Here is a 19,794-nt window from a genome sequence, read left to right on the forward strand (position 1 = left end):
GGTTGGCATGCAGCAGAGAAGTGTTAAAAACTCTTCAGGAGTTTGTTATCAGCCGAAGAAATGCTGTACCAAACCGTTGATTCCCGCACCGCCGACAATCAGCCAGATGAACAGCACGGCGGCTAGCAGAATCGGCTTCAAACCCGCCTGACGCAGCGCGCTGACGTGAGTGGTCAGGCCCAGCGCCGCCATCGCCATGGCCAGCAGCACGGTGTCGAGGGTGATCAGCGGCGCAATCCAGCTGTGCGGCAAGATATCCAGCGAGTTAAAGGCGGCGACCGCGATAAACAGCAGGGCGAACCATGGAATGGTGATGTTGCTCATGCGGCCGCCGTTTGGCGAAGCCTGCACCTTGCCCCGGCTTTTCCAGCCTGAAAGCAGTAGCAGGAAGGGGGCCAGCATCATCACGCGGATCATCTTGGCGATCACCGCGGCGTTTTCAGCATCCGGGCTAACGCCCTGACCCGCTGCCACCACTTGCGCCACTTCATGCACGCTCGAACCGGTGTAAATACCGAACTGCGCCGCGCTGAAATCAACCCAGTGGTGTTGCAGATTGAGCTGCCACAGCCATGGATAGATAAAGATGGCGGCGGTGCCGAAGATAACCACCGTGGCGACGGCCACCGTGACTTTCTCACTCTTGGCGTTCAGCACCGGCTCGGTCGCCATCACCGCGGCGGCCCCGCAGATACTGCTGCCGGCGCCTATCAGCATGGAGGTTTCGCTATCCAGCCCGAAGACCTTTTTGCCCAGCCAGCAGGCGAGGGCAAAGGTAGAGCAGAGCATCAGGGCGTCAATCAGAATGCCGGTCGCGCCGACGTCGGCGATTTGCGCGAAGGTCAGGCGCAGCCCGTAAAGGATGATCCCAAGGCGCAGCAGGCGCTGCTTGGCGAGATTCACACCGTCGTGGCAAACAGGTCGAATCGACGGATAGAGCGTGTTGCCGATAACCATACCTATCAAAATCGCCAGCGTCAGGGCGCTGAGCCCCAAATGGTTCAGCTGCGGGAAGTTGCTCAACCACAAGGAGACGAGAGTGACAGCGCCGGTGAGAACTAAACCGGGCAAAACGCGTCCAAACCACATTGGCTGTGGGAAGAAGCGATGCGCCTGTTTTTCGTTGAGTGGGTGGGTTGCATGATTCATGGTATTGGCCTTCTCAGTGATTCCTGAGATAAGACTAACCGCGGCTTATATAAAAAAGAAATTGATTATAACTTTATAACCTATCGTAAAAAGCGGTATAGAATATGACAACTGTTGCTCAGCATGATTGACAGGTGCATTGCGGCTATACTTAAACGAAACCAAAGGAATGAGGCCGGATTTGGATGGTTCATTCTGCGATTCGCACTTTTGAAACTAAAAAAACCTCTGATGAGCAACACAAAACGCGGGCGAAGTGGCTCGCGTGACGGATAACCATTTATGCACATTACATTGCGACAACTTGAAGTTTTTGCCGAGGTGTTGAAAAGCGGATCGACGACGCAGGCATCAGTTGTTCTGTCGCTATCGCAATCTGCGGTTAGTGCAGCACTGGCTGATATCGAAGGTCAGCTCGGCGTCCAGTTGTTTGACCGTGTGGGGAAACGGCTGGTCATTAACGAGCATGGTCGTCTGCTCTATCCTAAAGCTCTGGCTTTATTGGAGCAGGCGGCAGAAATCGAGCGATTGTTCAGTAAAGACAATGGTTCATTGCGTATCGGCGCCAGTAGTACCATCGGTAACTATATGCTACCGGGAATGATTGCCAATTACCGACTGGATTTTCCCGCGACGCCGCTGGAATTGAATGTCGGCAATACCGATGATGTGATTAACGCGGTGGCGGAATTTCGCGTTGACCTCGGCCTGATTGAAGGGCCATGCACCATGCCCGAGCTGCTCACCCAGCCTTGGCTGGATGATCAATTGGTGGTGTTTTGCGCCCCGGCCAACCCGCTGGCGGGGAAAAACGTCACCATGGAGAGGCTGGCTCAGGAGCCTTGGATCCTGCGCGAGCGCGGCTCAGGTACGCGAGAAGTGCTGGATCACCTGCTTCTCCCGCAAATGCCAGATTTCAATCTGGTGATGGAGCTTGGCAACTCCGAGGCAATCAAACACGCGGTTCGCCATGGAATCGGTATCAGTTGTTTATCTCGCCGGGTGGTGGCGGAGCAATTGACCAGTGGTACTTTGGTGGAAATTCACCTGCCCATTCCGCCGCTGGTGCGCAAGCTGTACCTGATTCATCATCGTCAGAAACATATTTCCAACGCCTTATCGCGTTTCCTCGATTACTGTAAAGACCCTTTATAAAGAGTGAGATACTGTGAGTTGCAGGGCGAATAACCCTGCAACTTGACGTATTACCCCCAAGGTTTGCTAATGATCCCTAGGCTATTATGAAGGTGTCTTATAACAGGTCGTTCCTGCTATTCAGACAGTCACGTTTTGCTACAATCCGCGCGTAAAATTTCAAATAACAGCTTAAACAGGGCAAAAATGGCTCAACCATCGACTAAAAATTCGCAGCCGGCACCGTCTGGCCTGCGTCGCGAGCTTAAAGCCCGCCACTTAACTATGATCGCCATTGGCGGTTCAATCGGTACTGGTTTATTTGTTGCCTCTGGGGCGACGGTTTCTCAGGCAGGGCCGGGCGGCGCGCTGCTCTCCTACGCGTTAATCGGCATCATGGTGTATTTCCTGATGACCAGCCTTGGCGAGCTGGCGGCCTTTATGCCGGTTTCCGGCTCCTTCTCAACCTATGGTTCGAAATATGTCGAAGAGGGCTTTGGTTTCGCCCTTGGCTGGAACTACTGGTACAACTGGGCAGTGACCATCGCCGTTGACCTCGTGGCTTCTCAGCTGGTGATGAACTACTGGTTCCCCGACACGCCGGGCTGGATTTGGAGCGCTTTATTCCTTGGCCTGATCTTCCTGCTGAACTACATCTCCGTGCGCGGTTTTGGTGAAGCGGAATACTGGTTCTCGCTGATCAAAGTGGTCACGGTGATCATTTTCATCATCGTCGGCGTGCTGATGATCACCGGCATTATGCGCGGTGGCGAAAGCGCGGGCTGGCATAACTGGGCGATTGGCGATGCGCCGTTTGCCGGAGGTTTTGCCTCGATGATTGGCGTGGCGATGATAGTCGGCTTCTCCTTCCAAGGGACCGAGCTGATTGGCGTTGCCGCCGGAGAGTCTGAAAATCCAGGCAAAAACATCCCACGCGCCGTGCGTCAGGTGTTCTGGCGTATCCTGCTGTTCTATATTCTGGCGATTCTGGTGATCAGCCTGATCATCCCTTACACCGACCCGAATCTGCTGCGCAACGAAGTGGGCGATATTAGCGTCAGCCCGTTCACGCTGGTATTCCGCAATGCGGGCCTGCTGTCAGCGGCTGCGGTAATGAATGCCGTGATCCTAACTGCCGTGCTGTCAGCCGGTAACTCAGGCATGTACGCCTCAACGCGCATGCTGTTTACTCTGGCTTCCGAAGGTAAAGCGCCGCGTATTTTTGCCAAGCTGTCCAAAGGCGGCGTACCGCGCAACGCGCTCTATGCCACTACCGTGGTGGCGGCTCTGTGCTTCCTCAGCTCCATGTTCGGCAACCAAACGGTTTACCTGTGGCTGCTGAACACCTCGGGCATGACCGGCTTCATCGCCTGGTTGGGGATTGCGATCAGCCACTATCGCTTCCGTCGCGGCTATGTGTCGCAGGGGCGTGACCTGAAGGACCTGCCTTATCTGTCCGGTTTCTTCCCGTTCGGCCCGATTTTCGCCTTTGTGCTGTGCTTGATTATCACCTTAGGTCAGAACTATCAGGCGTTCCTGAAAGATACTATCGATTGGTATGGCGTGGCGGCGACTTATATTGGCCTGCCGCTGTTCCTGATCATCTGGTTCGGTTACAAGTGGACTCGCGGCACCAAAGTCGTGAAATACAGCGAAATGGAATTTCCTGAGCACCAAGATAAATAACCGATAAAACAGCAAGATATGGAAAAGGCAGGGCTAAAGCTCTGCCTTTTTTTATCGAGAAGCCTTTAGTAGTACAGGTTAACGCTTTGTTACCTGCCATTGATTTTTTCCGGCCAGAACATCCTGTAGTCTTAATAGCTTCTGCATATCGCATTGATAATTATTATCGTTTCCATTATTGTTATGCCCTCTTCAGGGAAACGTAAAGGAATTGCAAGAAGATGATTATGCAGGATAAATATCGTTTTACAGGAGTGAAGGGCGCGGCAATTAGCCTGATTCTGGGGCTTTGCAGCACACAGGCATTAGCGGTTACCGTAACGGATATCGCCGGGCGAACCGTGACCGTACCGGATAATGTACAGCGCATTGTTTTGGGCGAAGGCCGACTGTTTTACGCGGTTTCTTTGTTGGAAGGGCAGAAGCCCTTTGACCGCATTGTCGGCTGGCAGGGGGATTTCCGTAAACTGGACCCTCAAACCTATGCGGTGTATCGCGAGAAGTTTCCGCAAATTGATAAAATACCGCTGATTGGCACTACGACGGCTGACAGCATCAGCCCGGAGAAGGTGCTGACGCTGCGACCTGATATCGCCATCTTTGGCCTTGCAGGGCACGGCCCCGGCCGCAGCAGCGAGTTAGTTGGGCAGCTTGAGAAAGCGGGCGTGCCGGTGGTGTTTATCGATTTCCGCACCTCGCCGCTGAAAAATACTCTGCCAAGTATGGAATTACTGGGTAAAGTGCTCAACCGTGAAAAGCAGGCGCAGGATTACATCCAGTTTTATCGCAACAATATCAAGCGCGTAACTGATGTCACCAGCAAGGTGAGTGAAGAAAATAAACCGAAAGTGTTTATTGAACTGCGTGCATCAACCACGGATGAATGCTGCCGCTCAGCCGGAAATGGCAATATGGGCGACTTCATCGATTTGGCCGGTGGCGTTAACATTTCCAAGCCGCTGCTGCCGGGTCCGTTGGGACTGGTCAATCTGGAAAAAGTGATCGCTTCCCAGCCGGACATTTACATCGCCAGCGGTGGCGGTGCGCCGAAGAAAGCCGGAGATACCTCACTGCCGACCAGTCTGATTCTGGGCGCGCAGGTGACGCCAGAGCAGGCTCAGGCGAGCTTCACGCCGCTGCTTCAGCGCAAGGGGATTTCTACCCTGAAGGCGGTGGAAGAGGGGCACAGTTTCGGTATTTGGCACAATTATTACAACTCACCGTATAACGTGTTGGCGGTGCAGGCGTTTGCTAAGTGGTTCTATCCGCAGAAGTTTGCTGATTTAGATCCTGAGCAGACCATGAAACAGATGTACCAACAGTTTTTGGCGGTAGAGCCTTCCGGCACCTACTGGACTGAAGCCAAAAAACAGGAAAGCGGGCAGTAAGCTGCTGCACGTTTGAGATTTATAAATCACTGAGATGTCTAGAAACATGAGCGCAACTACCGATCCCTTGCTGAATACCAGCCCGCAGGCTGATGGCAGCGTGATGGGACGCTACCAAAATATTGTCCGTCGCCGTCTATTAATCATGTTGGTGCTGGTGCTGGCGATTGTCGCCTCGCTGCTGATCGACTTTGTGATGGGGCCATCGGGGTTGTCGCTCGGTACACTCTGGCAAACGCTGTTTGATTCCGCCTCTGCGGATGCCGGGACACGCGTTATTGTTTGGGATATCCGCCTGCCTTATGCCCTGATGGCTATCGCGGTGGGCATGTCGCTCGGCCTCGCCGGGGCAGAGATGCAGACTATCCTCAACAACCCGCTGGCGTCGCCGTTTACCCTCGGCGTCTCCTCGGCAGCGGCCTTCGGTGCCGCGCTGGCGATTGTGCTCGGCATTGGTATTCCGGGCGTGCCCGATCAGTGGTTTATCTCGGCTAACGCCTTTATCTTCGCCTTACTCGCCGCATTGATGCTCGACGGCATCACGCGCTGGACGCGGGTTGCCAGCTCCGGCGTGGTGTTGTTCGGCATCGCGCTGGTCTTTACTTTCAATGCCTTAGTCTCGCTGATGCAGTTCATTGCCACTGAAGATACACTGCAAGGTCTGGTGTTCTGGACCATGGGCAGTCTGGCGCGTGCCTCTTGGGTCAAGCTGGGCGTGATGCTGCTGGCCTTCTTTGTGCTGCTGCCTTGGTCGATGATGAGCGCGTGGAAGCTGACCGCTCTACGCCTCGGCGAAGATCGCGCCATCAGCTTTGGTATCGACGTGCGCCGCCTGCGCCTCGGCACTCTGCTGCGAATCAGTATTCTTTCCGCGCTGGCGGTGGCGTTTGTCGGCCCAATCGGCTTTATCGGTCTGGTTGCGCCCCACATTGCTCGCCTGATGTTCGGTGAGGATCATCGCTTCTACCTGCCAGCCAGTGCGCTGATTGGTGCTCTGGTACTGTCGATGGCTTCCGTTGCCTCAAAAAATCTGGTGCCGGGCGTCATTATTCCGGTGGGTATTGTGACTTCTCTGGTTGGCGTGCCGTTCTTCCTGAGTATTATTCTGCGTCATCGGGGGAACGTCTGATGTCTGATACCACTTTAGAATTTACTGCAAAAACTGACTTGAACGCGGCCACCCAAGGGCTGCAAATCCGCGGTTTTAAAGCGGGCTACCCGAAACGTCTGGTGATCAGTGACCTCAATGTGCCGATGCTGCCACGGGGTAAAATTACCGTGCTGCTGGGGCCGAACGGCAGTGGGAAATCCACGCTTCTACGCTCGCTGGCCGGGCTGAATCGCGCCGAAGGGCAGCTGATCCTCGACGGCCACGACCTGATGCCCATGCCTTTTGCCCGCCGCGCCGAGCAGGTGGTCTATCTGCCTCAGTCGCTGCCTGCGGGTGTGCATCTGCACGTGCTGGAGTCGATCATTGTGGCTCAACGCGCCTCTGGCAGTAATGGCAAACAGGCGGAAACCACCGAGCAGGTGATGACGCTGTTGCAGCAGCTGGGGATTGAACATCTGGCCCTGAGCTATCTCGACCAGCTTTCTGGTGGTCAGAAGCAGTTGGTGGGCTTGGCGCAGTCGCTGATTCGCCAACCGTCGCTGTTGCTGCTCGACGAGCCTTTGTCTGCACTGGACTTGAACTATCAATTCCACGTGATGGACTTAGTGCGCAAAGAGACGCAAAAACGCAATATCGTCACCGTGGTGGTGGTGCATGACATCAATATCGCGCTGCGCCACGGCGATCGCGTATTGATGCTGAAAGACGGCAATCTGATTGCCGATGGAGAGCCGGAAGAGGTGATCACGCCGGACAGTCTGGCACGCGTCTATGGCGTGCGCGGACGTATCGAGCGCTGCTCGCAAGGAACGCCGCAAATCTTGATTGATGGGTTAGTTAGCGCCCCCTCTATATAAAATGCCCGTCATGTTTCTAGCTGCAGATGCGTTGGCTGCATTTCGGCAACTCGAAACAAGTAGAGCATATGCGCAGTCTTTTTTATAAATAACCAGGTCGCCAAAGTAGTGGCCTGATGCTTCAACCTTCAATTTGTGAGCCTAAACCAAATAACAATCCTTTATCCCGGGCGGCACACCCACGCCTGTCATCCGGTGATATTGGCTATTTAACAAGTTCGCTTGTTATTTTATCTCATGGAGAGAATGCAACATGGTCAAGGTTACATGGACACCGGCAATGAAGGCCGGATTATGCGCACAGCTGTTCACCGCAGCGTTTCCGGTGTTTGCCGACGACGCTAAAGAGGCAAAGGATAACGAGGATCAGATAGTCGTTACCGCCTCTTCGGTGCAGCAAAACCTCAAAGATGCTCCCGCCAGTATTAGCGTCATCACCCACGATGATTTAAATAAAAAGCCGGTACAAAACCTGAAAGATGTCCTGAAAGACGTGCCAGGCGTGCAGCTCACCAGCGAAGGCGACAACCGTCAAGGCGTCAGTATTCGCGGGCTGAGCAGTAGCTATACGCTGATTTTGGTCGACGGCAAACGCGTTAACTCGCGCAACGCCGTATTCCGCCATAACGATTTTGATCTCAGCTGGATCCCCACAGAGTCCATCGAACGCATCGAAGTGGTGCGCGGGCCGATGTCCTCGCTCTACGGCTCCGACGCGCTGGGTGGCGTGGTCAACATCATCACCCGCAAAGTCGGCAAAGCCTGGCACGGCACCTTAAGTGCGGATACCACCGTGCAGGAGCACCGCGATCGCGGCGATAGCTATAACAGTAATTTCTTCACCAGCGGCCCGTTAATTGACGACATGCTCGGGGTGAAAGTCTACGGTGCACTGGGAAAACGTGAGAAAGATCAGACGGATTCCTCCAGTGGTTCAGCCGGTTTGCCGCGCATTGAGGGCTACACCATGCGCAACGCCAATGCTGAATTCACCCTGACGCCAAAAGACAATCAGGACATGACTTTCGGGTATGGTTTCAACCGTCAGGATCGCGATTCTGACACGCTGGATAAAAACCGTCTCGAGCGCGAAAACTACTCGCTGGGCCACAATGGCCGCTGGGGCTGGGCGAATACCGAATTGCGCTTCTACGGCGAAAATCTTGAGAATAAAAACAGCGACACTATTACCTCGAAAAACAACTCGCTGGACGGCAAAATTGTCGTGCCTCTGGGTGAAATCAATCAGTTATTCACCCTCGGCGGTGAGTATCGCAACGACAAGCTGGAAGATAATATCAATCTGTCCGGCAGCGGCAGCACTCAGGCCAACCAGTATGCGATCTTTGTCGAAGATGAATGGCGGATGTTTGAAAATCTGGCCTTCACCGGCGGCGTGCGCATGGACGACCACGAAAACTACGGCGTGAACTGGTCGCCGCGTGCTTATTTGGTCTATAACGCTACCGACACCGTGACGGTAAAAGGGGGCTGGGCCACGGCGTTCAAAGCCCCGTCTCTGCTGCAACTCAGTTCCGACTGGACCAGCGCTTCCTGTCGCGGCGCCTGTCAAATCGTCGGTAACCCGGACCTCAAGCCAGAAACCAGCGAAAGCGTCGAACTTGGCCTGTACTACGCGGGCGAAGAGGGGCTGCTGGAAGATGTCACCGCCAGCGCCACGGTGTTCCAGAACGACGTTGACGACATGATTGGCATCAACCGCACCCGCGACCGCGCGGAGGCACCGAGCTACAGTAACTTTGTGGGTTTTGATAAATCGGGCAATCCGATTTTCAAATATTACAATGTCAACAAAGCGCGTATTCGCGGGCTGGAAACGGAGTTGAAGCTGCCGTTAAGCGAAGCCTTTGGCCTGAAGCTTAACTACACCTACAACGACGGGCGCGACTTGAGCAATGGCGGCAACAAGCCACTCAACACGCTGCCCTTCCACACCGCCAACGCCACCCTTGACTGGAACCCGCAGGACGACTGGAATCTTTATCTGACTGCCAACATGAAAGGCCAGACCCGCACCGTGACCGACAACGGCGCGACGCCGGGCGGTTACACCATGTGGGACACCGGCGGCTCATACAAAGTAAACAAAGCCGTGAAGATCCGCGCCGGCGTGCTGAACCTGCTGGATAAAGACTTGAATCGCGATGCTTACAGTTATAACGAGGATGGTCGTCGATACTTTGTGGCGGTTGATTATAAGTTTTGATGGGCGGCTGCCCAGACCTGCCGTGAAGTTTTAACTTCAACGTCAAAACCGTGGGCTTCGGCCCACACCGACCAGGGGGCGGCTTATCACCACCGCCCCCTGGACCCCCGGGCTCTTTCACTGCGCGCTTCGCTGGTTGGGCGGACATGTTTCAGAAACCTCGGTGTTCACCGCAAAATGCCGCCGCTTAGGCGGTTCCCTCAGTTCGGGTTCGGACCAACTCGTATACCCCCGCTCGTTGTTTCTCACCTCTCCCTCGGCGTCATTTTTGACTGCCGTCTAGGGGCTTTTCAGTCGTGCCGTTTCAGTCAGCCAGTGTTTAGGTTGGTGTTATCTCTTCTCTATTTCAAAGTAGAAAGCTGGCAATGGGTTGCTTATAATGCCGCCCCTTTTTGCTTAGCAGTTGCTCTTTGAGGTACTCATGAAACTTTCTGATCTTGGTCATCGAATCTGTATTTTGGGTCCTTCTAATAGTGGTAAATCAACGCTTGCTGATGCCATCGGCAAGAAGTTGGATTTGAAGATTGTTCATCTCGACCGGCTGTATCATCTACCTAACACTCAGTGGCAGCCTCGGCCAACGGAGGAATTCATCGCGCTTCACGATGAAGAGATAAAAGGCGAAAGATGGGTTATTGACGGCAATTACTCGAAGTTGCAGCCACAGCGCCTCGCCAGAGCAACGGGGATTATTGTGCTGGATGTCTCCACGGCATTAAGCGTTGTGCGTTATCTCAATCGGACATTGTTCGAAAAACATCGCTACGGCGCTCTGGAAGGGGGCAAAGACAGTCTGAACTGGGACATGTTCCACCACATCATTTTCGTCACACCGAAAAATCGACAACGTTATACGAAGCAGTTTGCACAATGGACAGTGCCAAAAATCCGGCTGGCCTCGGCAAGAGAAATCAAAAAACAGATGCGCGAGTGGGAGTTAGTTTAGACTTTTCATCAATTTGAAGGTCAGAACGACGTTCTGCTCCTCCCCTAAATAGGGGAGGAGCAAAGCAAAACCCCCTGAAACGGCACGGTCGAAATGCCTCAAAACCGCAGTCAAAAATGGCGCTGAGCGAATGGTTCGAGACCTATGGCTCGAAGCCTGAAGCGAAGGCACCGCCTAAGCGGCGACATTTTGCGGTGGATAACTGAAGTACCTGAAACACGTCCATCCAGCCAGCGACAGCGCGCAGTAAAGAGCCGGGGATTCTTAAGGGGCGCGGCGATAGGCGCCCCTTAAGGCCGGTGTGGCGGCAGCGCACGGTTTTGACCTAGACCTTAAAGGCCAGTTTGCGTGGCAACGCAAGGTGTTGACCTTAAGACCGGTGTGGCGGCAGCGCACGGTTTTGACCTTGACCTTAAAGGCCAGTTTGCATGCCAACGCAAGCCGCCCCCAGACTCATTCCCTAAAACTCAATGCCACCCCAAGTGCATCTTCAGCCCTGACCACAACGCCTTCCGGCGTATCCGAAAACGCAATTTCGCCGACTTTCAAACTTTGTCTCACCAAGTCCAGCGACGCGGTGGCAAACTCCAGCGCGACCATGCGCGCCGTGCCGTTTTCCCCTTCGGGGATCTTGCCGAACAGGGCGGTGGCGCGCTCTGGGGGAATGAAACGCACCGTGGCGCGTCCGGCTTTGATCTCCACTTGACCGTGCGAGCCGTGGCTCAGCGCCGACTCGCCGAACAATTCGGCATAAACGCTGGCGGTCTCCTGCGGCGCGGAGGTCGCGATAACGAAACCGGTGATATTGCTCACCCCGTTCGGGTGGCGCTGCCATTCGGTGCGCCACACCAGCTCCGGCGTGATGTGCTGGCAGAAGAAGCTACGGCCATTGGCCACGCGCTCGGCGGAGAGCGGCACGGTGCGAAAACGCGCATTCGGCTCGGAGCCGTCGTTAAGCTGCACCGGACGGAAAAAATCGGCGGGCGCTGAGCCCGCAATGTCTTGCTGCTGCAAATGCTGGAATACCGCCGAGGCGTCCTGCGTTTTCCAAACTAGCCCGGTCAGGCCGAGCGGCGCGAGCCACAGGTCTTTGCGGGTGTGCTCGTTGGCGGCTTCATAACCTAAAAGTTCAAGATAGTTCTCGCCGAAAATCGCCAGATGATTGCTCGAACCCAGCGAATGATGCCCACGCGGCGTGAGCTGGAAGCCCAAGCGGCGGAATTGCTGCTGGGCGTGATCCAGCAATCCGGCCACGTTAATCACCGCGTGGTCGAGATGCGGCGTTATCTCAGTTTTCGTTTCTACTGCCTGTTCCGGCGTTGAAATCTCAGTCATCAAAAGGTTCTCCCAGCGTTAACATCAGGCGATTGGCCCAGGCGAAGAAGGCGGTGGATTGCGCTAAGTCGACGATTTCCAGCGTGCTCAGCCCCTCTTCGCGCAGTCGGACGATATGGGCGCTGCTGGCGGTTGGCGGCGTGGCGGAGAGCGCGGCGGCGAAGTCGATCTGCGCCTGCCAGCGCGGGGACTGCCCCTCGCTGAGAATGCCGCCCGGCGCGGTGTCGATCAGACGCTGCACGTCTTCGGTCTGCTTGGACAACTGGCTGGCTTTGCGCGAATGCACCGAGGCGCAGTAGATACAGCCGTTGATTTTACTGGCAACGGTGGCGGCGATTTCGCGCTCTTTACGCGGCAGGCCGCCGCTGGTGTAGAAAATGCCTTTGTCGGTCAGGGTGCGTTGCTCAAGGACCGGCAGGTTGCGGCCTAACAGGCGGAAATAGTCGGAGTCGGTATGGCCGAAGCGCGCCAGAATAGCCTGCTGCTCGGCATCAAACTCTTCCAGCTTCTTCGACGGGATCCACGGCTCCCAGCCCAGTTCGGCCTGCGTAAACACCTTCGGCGCAGAGCGCCCGCTGTGGGTTTTGCCATCGTGACGCCAGTGGCCCGCCGCAACTTTCCGGTCACTGGCGTTCTCCACCGAATGACCACCAATCAAGCGGTAGCTGCGCAATTGGCGCGTCTGGAAACTGACAAAAGCAATCAGCTGCGACAGGGTGACGATGGCGTCTAATGACCAGCCCGCCTGCTGCAAAGCCTGTAAGTGGGCGGCGGTGGCGCTGGCCGGTTTAAAGCTCAGGCGTTCGCCGTGGTCGAGTGCAGACTCCAAACGCGCCGTGTTGCCTTCATCGGGCAGGGCGTTTAGGCGCTCAGCATAGTGGGAAGCCAGCTGGCTGTCGCCATGCCAGCGGGCGACGTTTTCAGCCAGCAACAGACGTTCGGCCAAGGTGAAATCCACGCCGTCGTCGGCGCTAAAAATGGTTTCGTAGCTCCCTTGGGCGTGACGAGTGGCGGCATCGCGAGTTTCGCGCGCCTGCGCCAGTTCTGAACCAGCGTCAATCACAGCCAGTTGGTCGAGCAAATCTTGAGCGGTAGTCATGGCGTTTCCTTAAACAAGTTCGTGCAGAGGTGAAGTCACGGATTTTGGCGTGCGGCGCGTCCAGCCCAGCTCTGGCGCGACGTGGCGGGCCAGCAGTTCGATGGAGCGCAGAATGTATGGGTGTGGCGGGTCAATCGAGTGAACCTGGAATGACAGGTCGGTCACCCGCGCCAGCGCGCTGTCCAGTTTCAGGGAAGCCGTCACCTGATCCGGCGAGCCAATGTGCGCGTCAAAGGCGCGAATATGGTCATCCAAGGTGTCGCCGTGAACCGTCTGACCATTGGCGCGATGGTTCTCCGCCTGACGGCGCAGGCCTTTCTCAGCCAGTCGGCGCGCTTCGGCCCCGTCTTCGGTCACAAAGGCGGTGCGCGAGCCCATGATGCGCGGCTCGACGCCCGCAGGCAGGGCGGCAAGGTAGGCATCAATAATGGGGTTTTGAATCTCGGCCAGCGTCAGGTTAGGCGCATCCGCCGGGCGCGGCTGGGTGCGTGACAGCATCAGGCCATCACCGGCCAAGCCCGCGCGCGTGCCGCCTTCGACGGAAAACGTGGCTTGCCAGACGCGGTTCACCAGCTGAGGCGCAGCCGGGTATAAACGGTTATCGGTTCCAGCCAGCGGCTCGCCGCGCCACGCCTGTAACAATGTGTTGAGGTTGTGGCTAAATACCGCGCCGCGCTGGCTGCTTTCCAAGCCAAATGGCGGGAATGAGGTCGGCGTACCGCCCGATCCTAAGCCAATTTCCAGACGCCCGCCGGAGAGCAAATCCAGCACCGAGGTGTCTTCGGCCACGCGCAGCGCATTTTCCATCGCCAGCGTGATCACCCCGGTGCCCAGACGGATGAAACGGGTGTGCGCCGCAACCTGTGCCAGAAACACCAGCGGTGCGGGCAGGCCGCCCTCGGCTTCGTGGAAGTGGTGCTGCGCCACCCATGCCGCGTCAAACCCCTGCTGTTCGGCAAAAACGATCTGCTCAGTGGCTAAGCGATAGCGCTCTTGCGGGCTGGCGTCATCCAATAAACGGGTAAAAAAGCCAAGACGTTTTGTACTCATTTCAATTCCTTAACGCTGTTCAGTTATGCAGCGCGATGACGGCCATTGACCGGGATCGCATTAATCAGTTCTTTGGTGTAATCACTGCCCGGATGAGCAAACACCGATTCGACGTCGCCGGAGTCCACCTGTTGACCGCGATTAAGCACCGAAACGCTGTGCGAAATCTGCCGGACGGTGGCGAGGTCGTGAGAGATAAACAGGTAGGTCAGGCCGAGGGAGTCCTGCAACTCCTGCAACAGGCTGAGGATCTGCGCCTGCACCGTGACGTCCAGCGCCGAGGTGGCTTCATCCAGCACCAGAATCTTCGGTTCGAGGATCAGCGCACGGGCGAGTGCCACGCGCTGACGCTGGCCGCCGGAGAGTTCGCGCGGTTTACGGCTGAGCAGTTCCAGCGGCAGGGCCACGCGCTGGGCGATGCTGTGCACCCGGCGGCGGCGCTCGTCGGCGGCAATAGGTTCATAGTTCAGCAGCGGCTCTTCAATAACGCTAAACAGCGTTTGCGAAGGGTCGAGAGAGGCAAACGGGTTCTGATAAACCAGCTGAATCTGCTTACGCAGCTGGCGCAGCGGTTCGCCTTTCAGCTGGGTAATATCCTGCCCGTCGATTAACACCGCCCCTGAATCCGGCCGCTGGAAGCCGAGCAGAATACGCGCCAGCGTGGTCTTGCCAGAGCCTGACTCCCCGACCAGCGAGTGGGTGGTGCCGCGTGCGATAGTGAAGGAGACATTATCCACGGCTCGGAAAGCCGGTTTGCCTTTGCCGCCCAGTGAGAAGTCCTTCACCAGATTTTCAACCCGCAAAATCGCTTCGCCGCCAGTAGCGCGCAGTGATGCGCGATGCCTGCCGGAGAGGGCGGGGACATCTGCGAACAGCTGGCGGGTGTATTCGCTTTTCGGCGCGCTAAGCACCTCGGCGGTAATGCCCTGTTCCTGCACTTTGCCGTGACGAAATACCAGCAGGCGGTCGGCGCGCTCGGCGGCCACCGCGAGGTCGTGGGTGACGAACAGCACGGCGGTGCCGAACTCCTGACGCAGCTCGTCAATCAGATCCAGAATGCGCTTTTGCACCGTGACGTCCAGCGCGCTGGTTGGCTCATCGGCAATGATTAAAGCCGGTTGCAGCGCAATGGCGATGGCAATCAGCACGCGCTGTTTCATGCCGCCGGACAGCTCGTGCGGATACTGCTTGGCGCGCAGCTCAGGGTGGGAAAGGCCGACGCGAGCCAGCAGTTCCACCACGCGCTCGTCGCGCTGCTTGCGCGACAGGCGGCGGTGAATGTTCAAAATTTCCGCCACCTGCGCGCCGATGGTCTTCACCGGATTGAGTGAACTGGTCGGGTCCTGCGGGATCAGGCTAATGCGCGCGCCGCGCAGCGCGTCCAGGCGGCGCTGCGACCACTGGCTGATGTCGGTGCCATTAAGGCGAATCGCCCCTTCCTGCAAATGGCCGTTTTCCGCCAACAGGCCGATAATCGCCTGCGCGGTAGTGGTTTTGCCGGAGCCGGACTCGCCGACCAGCGCCACCACTTCCCCCGGATAAATCGAGAAAGAGACATTGTGCACCACGCGCTGGCTCTGCGTACCGCTGCTGTAAGCAATGGAGACGTCTTCCAGCGCCAGCACCGGCGTGCGCTGCTCGGCGGCGGTGCGGTTAAAGCTGACATTCAGGCTCATCGACGGCTCCTGCGGAAAGATTGGCTAATACGGTTGGCGGAAAGCACCACCAACACCACCACGATGCCGGGGAAGGTGGTTAACCACCATGCCGTGGAAATGTAGTTACGCCCTTCGGCAATCAGCAGGCCCCACTCCGGGGTTGGCGGCGGGGTGCCGTAACCCAAGAAGCTCAGGGTGGAAATTGCCAAAATCGCACTGCCAAATTGCAGGGCGGAAAAGGCCAGCACGGCAGTCAGCGAGTTGGGCAAAATATGCCGCCACAGCACCGCGAGGAAGGTACCGCCGCTGCCATAGGCCGCTTCGACATAATCGCTGTGACGCACCAGCACCACTTCTGAACGCGCGAGGCGTGCGAAGTTGGCAATCGAGGTGACGCCGACGGCGATTGCCGCGTGAACCGTACCGAAGCCGAGCAGAATAATGACCGAAAGCGACAGCAGCAGGCCGGGGATCGACAGCAGTACGTCAACGATGCGCATCACCAGAGTATCGGCAAAGCCGCCAACTGCGCCGGCGAATAGCCCGAGCGCGGTGCCGAGTACCAGCCCCAGCGCCACGGCAACCAGTGCGCCGGACAGCGAGTGCGACGCGCCGTAAACAATGCGTGCGTAGACATCGCGGCCCAGCTGGTCGGTGCCCAGCCAGTGTCCGGCCTGAGGTGCCAGACGCTGCGCCCCGGCAATGCCTTCCGTGCCGCTATAAGAGGTGAACAGCCACGGCGCGATGGCCCATAAAATCACCACGATCATCACCGCCCAGGCCAGAATCAGCCCCGGCTTAACGCGGGTGAACAGGGCGCTGCGGGTTTTCGGGCGAGGCGCGAGGCGTGTTTTCTCCTGACCTAACTGCTCAATGGGTAAGCTACTCATGCGTGCGCTCCGGCAGTGGATTTAAGGCGCGGATCCAGTAACGGATAAACCAAGTCGACCAACAAGTTGATGCCAACAAAGGCGGCGGCGGAGATAACCACAATGGCCTGTAACACCGCCACATCCTGATTGTTGACCGCCTGCTGGGTCAGCTGCCCCAGCCCGTTAAGGCCGAAGACGGTTTCGGTGATCAGTGCCCCGGCAATCAGCTCGCCAAACAGCAATCCGGCAATGGTCAGGGCAGGGAGCAGGGCATTACGCGCAACGTGGCGCCACAACACGCCGCTGCGCGACGCACCTTTGGCACGGGCGACGGCCACGAAGGGCTGGGTCTGCACCTGATCGATACTGCGGATCAAAATTTGCGCCAGCGGGGCTGAAATCGGCACCGCCAGCGTAACGATCGGCAGAATCAGCCCGACCCATTCACCCGGGTTAATCACCGGGATCCAGCGTAAGTGGAAAGAGAAGAACTGGATCAGCGCAATGCCGAGCCAGAAGGTTGGGATCGAAATAAACAGCGACGGCAATGACTGGAATGCCGACTTCAGCCAGCCGAAGTGCAACAGGCTGGAGAGGAAGGCGATGGCCACCGCCACCACCGCCGCCAAGATAAAGCCGAGTACCGCCAGTCGCAGCGTCGGCGGGAAGTTGCTGCTCAGCAGCTCCGTCACCGGCACGCCTGCCTGAATCGAATAACCCAGATCGCCGCGCAGGAAATTGCCCAGTGTGTGCAGATATTGCTGCCAAACCGGCACATCTGCTCCGTACACCGCGCGCATATCCGCGATCTGCGCCGGGCTGAGTCCCATATCGGGATTCTGGAATTTGATAAGGATGGCGTCACCCGGCAGCACTTGCAGCAGGATGAAGGAGACGGTAAACGCCGCCCACAGCACCAGCACTGCCTGCCCGATGCGACCACTAAAGTATCGGCTCATTGTCTACTCCTGCCTGTTAGTGCTTTTCCAACCATGCGCCGTAGAAGCTTGGGCGGCCCACGGCTTCAAAGTTCACGCCTTTGAGGTACGGAGCACCGGCAAACACCTGCGGTTCTTCGAAAATTGGAATGACATAAGCCTGATCCAACAGGTAGTTCTGCACGTCGCCAGTCAGCGCCAGACGCTTTTTCGGGTCGACTTCGGCAGAAACCGCCGTCAGCAGGTCGTTGAGTTTGTCGTCACGGAAGCTTTTCACCTTGCTGCTTGAACCGCCTTTTTGCAGCAGCACGTCGCGGTTGGTCGGGTAGAAGGCGCTTTTGATGACGTCCGGATCGGCACGGCCGACTTCCACCACGTAAGCGGCAGTTTTCTCTGGGTCGAGGTTGTCCGCCACGCGGCTACCGGCGTCACCCGCCAAGATATTCAGCTTCACGCCGACCTGACCCCACTGCTGGGAAACCAGTTGCAGCACTTCTTTGTTCTGCGGCTGTGGCAGGGATTCATACACGGTCAGAGAGAGGGTTTTGCCATCTTTTTGGCGAACGCCGTTCGGCCCGGCTTTCCAGCCAGCTTCGTCTAACAGCTTTTTGGCCTGCGCCGGGTCATAGGTCAGTTTGTTGCTCAAATCCACATAGCCCGCGGCGGTTTTGGCCACCACCGAGGTAGCTTGTGGATAGTTAGGGGAGAACAGGGTGTCGACCACTTGTTTAGAGTTGGTGGCGTGCAGCAACGCCTGACGCACGCGAAGATCAGAAACCAGCGCATTATCAGGGCGGAAGGCGATGCCGTCGTTGACGCCTTTAGTCGGAGCAGCGTAAATCGGGAAGTTTTGGTCTTTGGCCTGTTTTTCGTCATAAGCCTGAACCTGACGAATAAAATCAGCCTGACCGGCCAGCAGCGCGCCAATGCGCACGCTGTCTTCATTGGTGACAATTACTTTGATGCCATCAAGGTTAGCGCGACCCTGCTGCTTAAGGTTTTTCGGCCCCCAGTTGTAGTCTTTACGCGCGGTTAAATCGACTTCGCGCCCCAGCGTCTCTTTGCTGACCACAAAGGGGCCAGAGCCGATGATGTGGGTGGCATCGCCCAGCGAGTCAAAATCGCGGTTTAACGTGCTCAGCGACACTAAGCCGGAGCCAATGGTGGCGGTACCTTGCAGGAAGCCCGGCGAGGATTTCTTGAAGAAGAATTTCACCGTAAGTGGGTCAACCACTTCGCTGTGGTCATAGTTGTTAATCACTTCGGATACTGGCAGGTGATGTTCTTTATTGCCTAAGCCGTAAGTGTCGAAGTTCTTCGCCACGGCGTTGGCATCGAGCGGCGTGCCGTCTGAGAAGGTAACCCCCGGGCGAATTTTAAAGGTGTACTCGGTTTTATCCGCATTGAAAGACCATGACTCAGCGATCCACGGCTCAATCGCCAGCGTCTCCGGGTTCTGGTAAGTCAGCTTGTCGGTAATTTGGTTAAGGATACCGCCGTTCGGATAGAAGCCGCCTGCTGGTGGATATAAGTTGGTGTGAGCCTGCTGTTCAAGATAAATCAAGGTGCCGCCCTGAACTGGCGTTCCGTCAGCAGCCATAGCCGCGCTGGTGGTGGTTAATAAAAGCCCTAAAGCCAGAGCGCGGGAAACCGCGTTCAAACGGCGAATATTTTGCATGGATATACCCTTTTTATTATTGGCAAGTGAGCACCACCAAAGTCCGCCGTGACGGCTTTAGAACTAAAGTAGTGGTTCTATAACAAACCTTTTTAAAATGGATATAAACGAAGGAATTTAGCTATCAATAGCGAGAAAGTGGCAATAGGAATGTATTGAACATTGAGCCATGTTTGGGGGCTTTGGGGGGGCTGCCCAAACCCGCTCTTAAGGTCAAGGTCGTGGGCTCGCCGCCCACACTGGCCCAAAGGGTTTTAAACGAAACCCTTTGGAATCCTGCGTTTTTTTGCTGCTGAAAGATCGAGGCTGCGCAGGGTTGGAATGGACGTGTTTCAGCGGCCACGGTGATCGTCGCGAAGTGCCGCCGCTTAGGCGGTCCCCTCAGTTCGGGATTACTCGGCCTCTGGCCTCGCCCTTCGGGTCGTTGCTTTGCAACGCTGTCTCGCTTCGCTCGGCTCGAGCCTTTGGTCTCGAACCACTCCCTCGGCGTCACTTCTGAACGCGACCTACTGGCATTTACACCGAACCATTCCATCCAATCCGTAAAAAACAACCCCAAAACCAAACCCACTGAAACGGCACGGCCAAGATGCCTCAAAACCGCAGTCAAAAATGGCGCTGAGCGAACGGTTCGAGACCAAAGGCTCGAAGCCTGAAGCGAAGGCA

General features: G+C 56.6%; 15 protein-coding genes and 1 other RNA gene. 7 read left to right on the plus strand and 9 right to left on the minus strand.

Features of this window, described 5'->3' with window-relative positions:
* Positions 1–48: 48 nt before the first annotated feature.
* Positions 49–1,089, minus strand: coding sequence for a YeiH family putative sulfate export transporter (locus SBO83_RS18200; protein ID WP_396132471.1), 1,041 nt, complete (start codon positions 1,087–1,089; stop codon positions 49–51).
* Between the two features lie 342 nt (positions 1,090–1,431).
* On the opposite strand from SBO83_RS18200, the gene yieE reads away from it, so the two are divergent.
* From yieE to SBO83_RS18235, 7 genes are all read left to right on the plus strand, one after another.
* A complete protein-coding gene (gene yieE, locus SBO83_RS18205) occupies positions 1,432–2,304 on the plus strand; it encodes a DNA-binding transcriptional regulator YeiE (protein ID WP_353502706.1) in 873 nt (290 codons plus the stop codon).
* A gap of 186 nt (positions 2,305–2,490) precedes the next feature.
* The gene (locus SBO83_RS18210) at positions 2,491–3,969 is read left to right on the plus strand and encodes an amino acid permease (RefSeq protein ID WP_034791620.1); all 1,479 of its coding nucleotides are present in this window, start codon (positions 2,491–2,493) and stop codon (positions 3,967–3,969) included.
* A 227-nt stretch (positions 3,970–4,196) separates the two neighbouring features.
* Positions 4,197–5,357 (plus strand): ABC transporter substrate-binding protein, encoded by a 1,161-nt coding sequence (locus SBO83_RS18215; RefSeq protein WP_396132462.1) that lies wholly within the window; start codon positions 4,197–4,199, stop codon positions 5,355–5,357.
* 46 nt (positions 5,358–5,403) lie between these two features.
* Positions 5,404–6,486: a FecCD family ABC transporter permease gene (locus tag SBO83_RS18220; protein ID WP_034791619.1), complete on the plus strand. Its 1,083-nt coding sequence runs from the start codon at positions 5,404–5,406 to the stop codon at positions 6,484–6,486.
* Positions 6,486–7,325, plus strand: a complete 840-nt coding sequence (locus tag SBO83_RS18225) for an ATP-binding cassette domain-containing protein (protein ID WP_396132463.1) — start codon at positions 6,486–6,488, stop codon at positions 7,323–7,325. Before SBO83_RS18220 ends, SBO83_RS18225 begins: the two co-directional genes overlap by 1 nt.
* A 253-nt stretch (positions 7,326–7,578) precedes the next feature.
* Positions 7,579–9,552, plus strand: a complete 1,974-nt coding sequence (gene cirA, locus SBO83_RS18230; RefSeq protein WP_396132464.1) for a catecholate siderophore receptor CirA — start codon at positions 7,579–7,581, stop codon at positions 9,550–9,552.
* Between the two features lie 421 nt (positions 9,553–9,973).
* Positions 9,974–10,498: an AAA family ATPase gene (locus SBO83_RS18235; RefSeq protein ID WP_396132465.1), complete on the plus strand. Its 525-nt coding sequence runs from the start codon at positions 9,974–9,976 to the stop codon at positions 10,496–10,498.
* 453 nt (positions 10,499–10,951) lie between these two features.
* Here the strand turns inward: SBO83_RS18235 and SBO83_RS18240 are convergent, their stop codons facing one another.
* The 8 genes from SBO83_RS18240 to SBO83_RS18275 form a co-directional block, all read right to left on the minus strand.
* A complete protein-coding gene (locus SBO83_RS18240) occupies positions 10,952–11,833 on the minus strand; it encodes a VOC family protein (RefSeq protein WP_396132466.1) in 882 nt (293 codons plus the stop codon).
* Positions 11,826–12,932 (minus strand): alkylhydroperoxidase domain protein, encoded by a 1,107-nt coding sequence (locus SBO83_RS18245; protein WP_396132467.1) that lies wholly within the window; start codon positions 12,930–12,932, stop codon positions 11,826–11,828. Before SBO83_RS18245 ends, SBO83_RS18240 begins: the two co-directional genes overlap by 8 nt.
* A 9-nt stretch (positions 12,933–12,941) precedes the next feature.
* A complete protein-coding gene (locus SBO83_RS18250; protein WP_353502698.1) occupies positions 12,942–13,982 on the minus strand; it encodes a putative FMN-dependent luciferase-like monooxygenase in 1,041 nt (346 codons plus the stop codon).
* 23 nt (positions 13,983–14,005) lie between these two features.
* The gene (locus SBO83_RS18255) at positions 14,006–15,658 is read right to left on the minus strand and encodes a dipeptide ABC transporter ATP-binding protein (protein WP_396132468.1); all 1,653 of its coding nucleotides are present in this window, start codon (positions 15,656–15,658) and stop codon (positions 14,006–14,008) included.
* Positions 15,655–16,530 (minus strand): ABC transporter permease subunit, encoded by an 876-nt coding sequence (locus SBO83_RS18260; RefSeq protein ID WP_396132469.1) that lies wholly within the window; start codon positions 16,528–16,530, stop codon positions 15,655–15,657. Before SBO83_RS18260 ends, SBO83_RS18255 begins: the two co-directional genes overlap by 4 nt.
* Positions 16,527–17,471: an ABC transporter permease gene (locus SBO83_RS18265; protein WP_034791598.1), complete on the minus strand. Its 945-nt coding sequence runs from the start codon at positions 17,469–17,471 to the stop codon at positions 16,527–16,529. Before SBO83_RS18265 ends, SBO83_RS18260 begins: the two co-directional genes overlap by 4 nt.
* A gap of 16 nt (positions 17,472–17,487) precedes the next feature.
* Complete coding sequence (locus SBO83_RS18270; protein ID WP_396132470.1) at positions 17,488–19,128, minus strand: TIGR04028 family ABC transporter substrate-binding protein; 1,641 nt, start codon at positions 19,126–19,128, stop codon at positions 17,488–17,490.
* A 389-nt stretch (positions 19,129–19,517) separates the two neighbouring features.
* Positions 19,518–19,605: non-coding RNA, RtT sRNA (locus tag SBO83_RS18275), on the minus strand.
* Between the last annotated feature and the right edge of the window lie 189 nt (positions 19,606–19,794).

The sequence above is a fragment of the Ewingella allii genome (genome assembly GCF_044430645.1).
Classification (GTDB): Bacteria; Pseudomonadota; Gammaproteobacteria; order Enterobacterales; family Enterobacteriaceae; genus Ewingella; species Ewingella allii.

What these genes read in the sequence shown, in the direction of transcription:
- SBO83_RS18220 (WP_034791619.1), top strand. Translation starts at nt 5,404, where the DNA reads ATGAGCGCAACTACCGATCCCTTGCTGAATACCAGCCCGCAGGCTGAT.
- cirA (WP_396132464.1), top strand. Translation starts at nt 7,579, where the DNA reads ATGGTCAAGGTTACATGGACACCGGCAATGAAGGCCGGATTATGCGCA.
- SBO83_RS18200 (WP_396132471.1), bottom strand. Translation starts at nt 1,089, where the DNA reads ATGTGGTTTGGACGCGTTTTGCCCGGTTTAGTTCTCACCGGCGCTGTC.
- SBO83_RS18265 (WP_034791598.1), bottom strand. Translation starts at nt 17,471, where the DNA reads ATGAGCCGATACTTTAGTGGTCGCATCGGGCAGGCAGTGCTGGTGCTG.
- yieE (WP_353502706.1), top strand. Translation starts at nt 1,432, where the DNA reads ATGCACATTACATTGCGACAACTTGAAGTTTTTGCCGAGGTGTTGAAA.
- SBO83_RS18245 (WP_396132467.1), bottom strand. Translation starts at nt 12,932, where the DNA reads ATGACTACCGCTCAAGATTTGCTCGACCAACTGGCTGTGATTGACGCT.
- SBO83_RS18240 (WP_396132466.1), bottom strand. Translation starts at nt 11,833, where the DNA reads ATGACTGAGATTTCAACGCCGGAACAGGCAGTAGAAACGAAAACTGAG.
- SBO83_RS18250 (WP_353502698.1), bottom strand. Translation starts at nt 13,982, where the DNA reads ATGAGTACAAAACGTCTTGGCTTTTTTACCCGTTTATTGGATGACGCC.
- SBO83_RS18255 (WP_396132468.1), bottom strand. Translation starts at nt 15,658, where the DNA reads ATGAGCCTGAATGTCAGCTTTAACCGCACCGCCGCCGAGCAGCGCACG.
- SBO83_RS18235 (WP_396132465.1), top strand. Translation starts at nt 9,974, where the DNA reads ATGAAACTTTCTGATCTTGGTCATCGAATCTGTATTTTGGGTCCTTCT.
- SBO83_RS18210 (WP_034791620.1), top strand. Translation starts at nt 2,491, where the DNA reads ATGGCTCAACCATCGACTAAAAATTCGCAGCCGGCACCGTCTGGCCTG.
- SBO83_RS18225 (WP_396132463.1), top strand. Translation starts at nt 6,486, where the DNA reads ATGTCTGATACCACTTTAGAATTTACTGCAAAAACTGACTTGAACGCG.
- SBO83_RS18215 (WP_396132462.1), top strand. Translation starts at nt 4,197, where the DNA reads ATGCAGGATAAATATCGTTTTACAGGAGTGAAGGGCGCGGCAATTAGC.
- SBO83_RS18270 (WP_396132470.1), bottom strand. Translation starts at nt 19,128, where the DNA reads ATGCAAAATATTCGCCGTTTGAACGCGGTTTCCCGCGCTCTGGCTTTA.
- SBO83_RS18260 (WP_396132469.1), bottom strand. Translation starts at nt 16,530, where the DNA reads ATGAGTAGCTTACCCATTGAGCAGTTAGGTCAGGAGAAAACACGCCTC.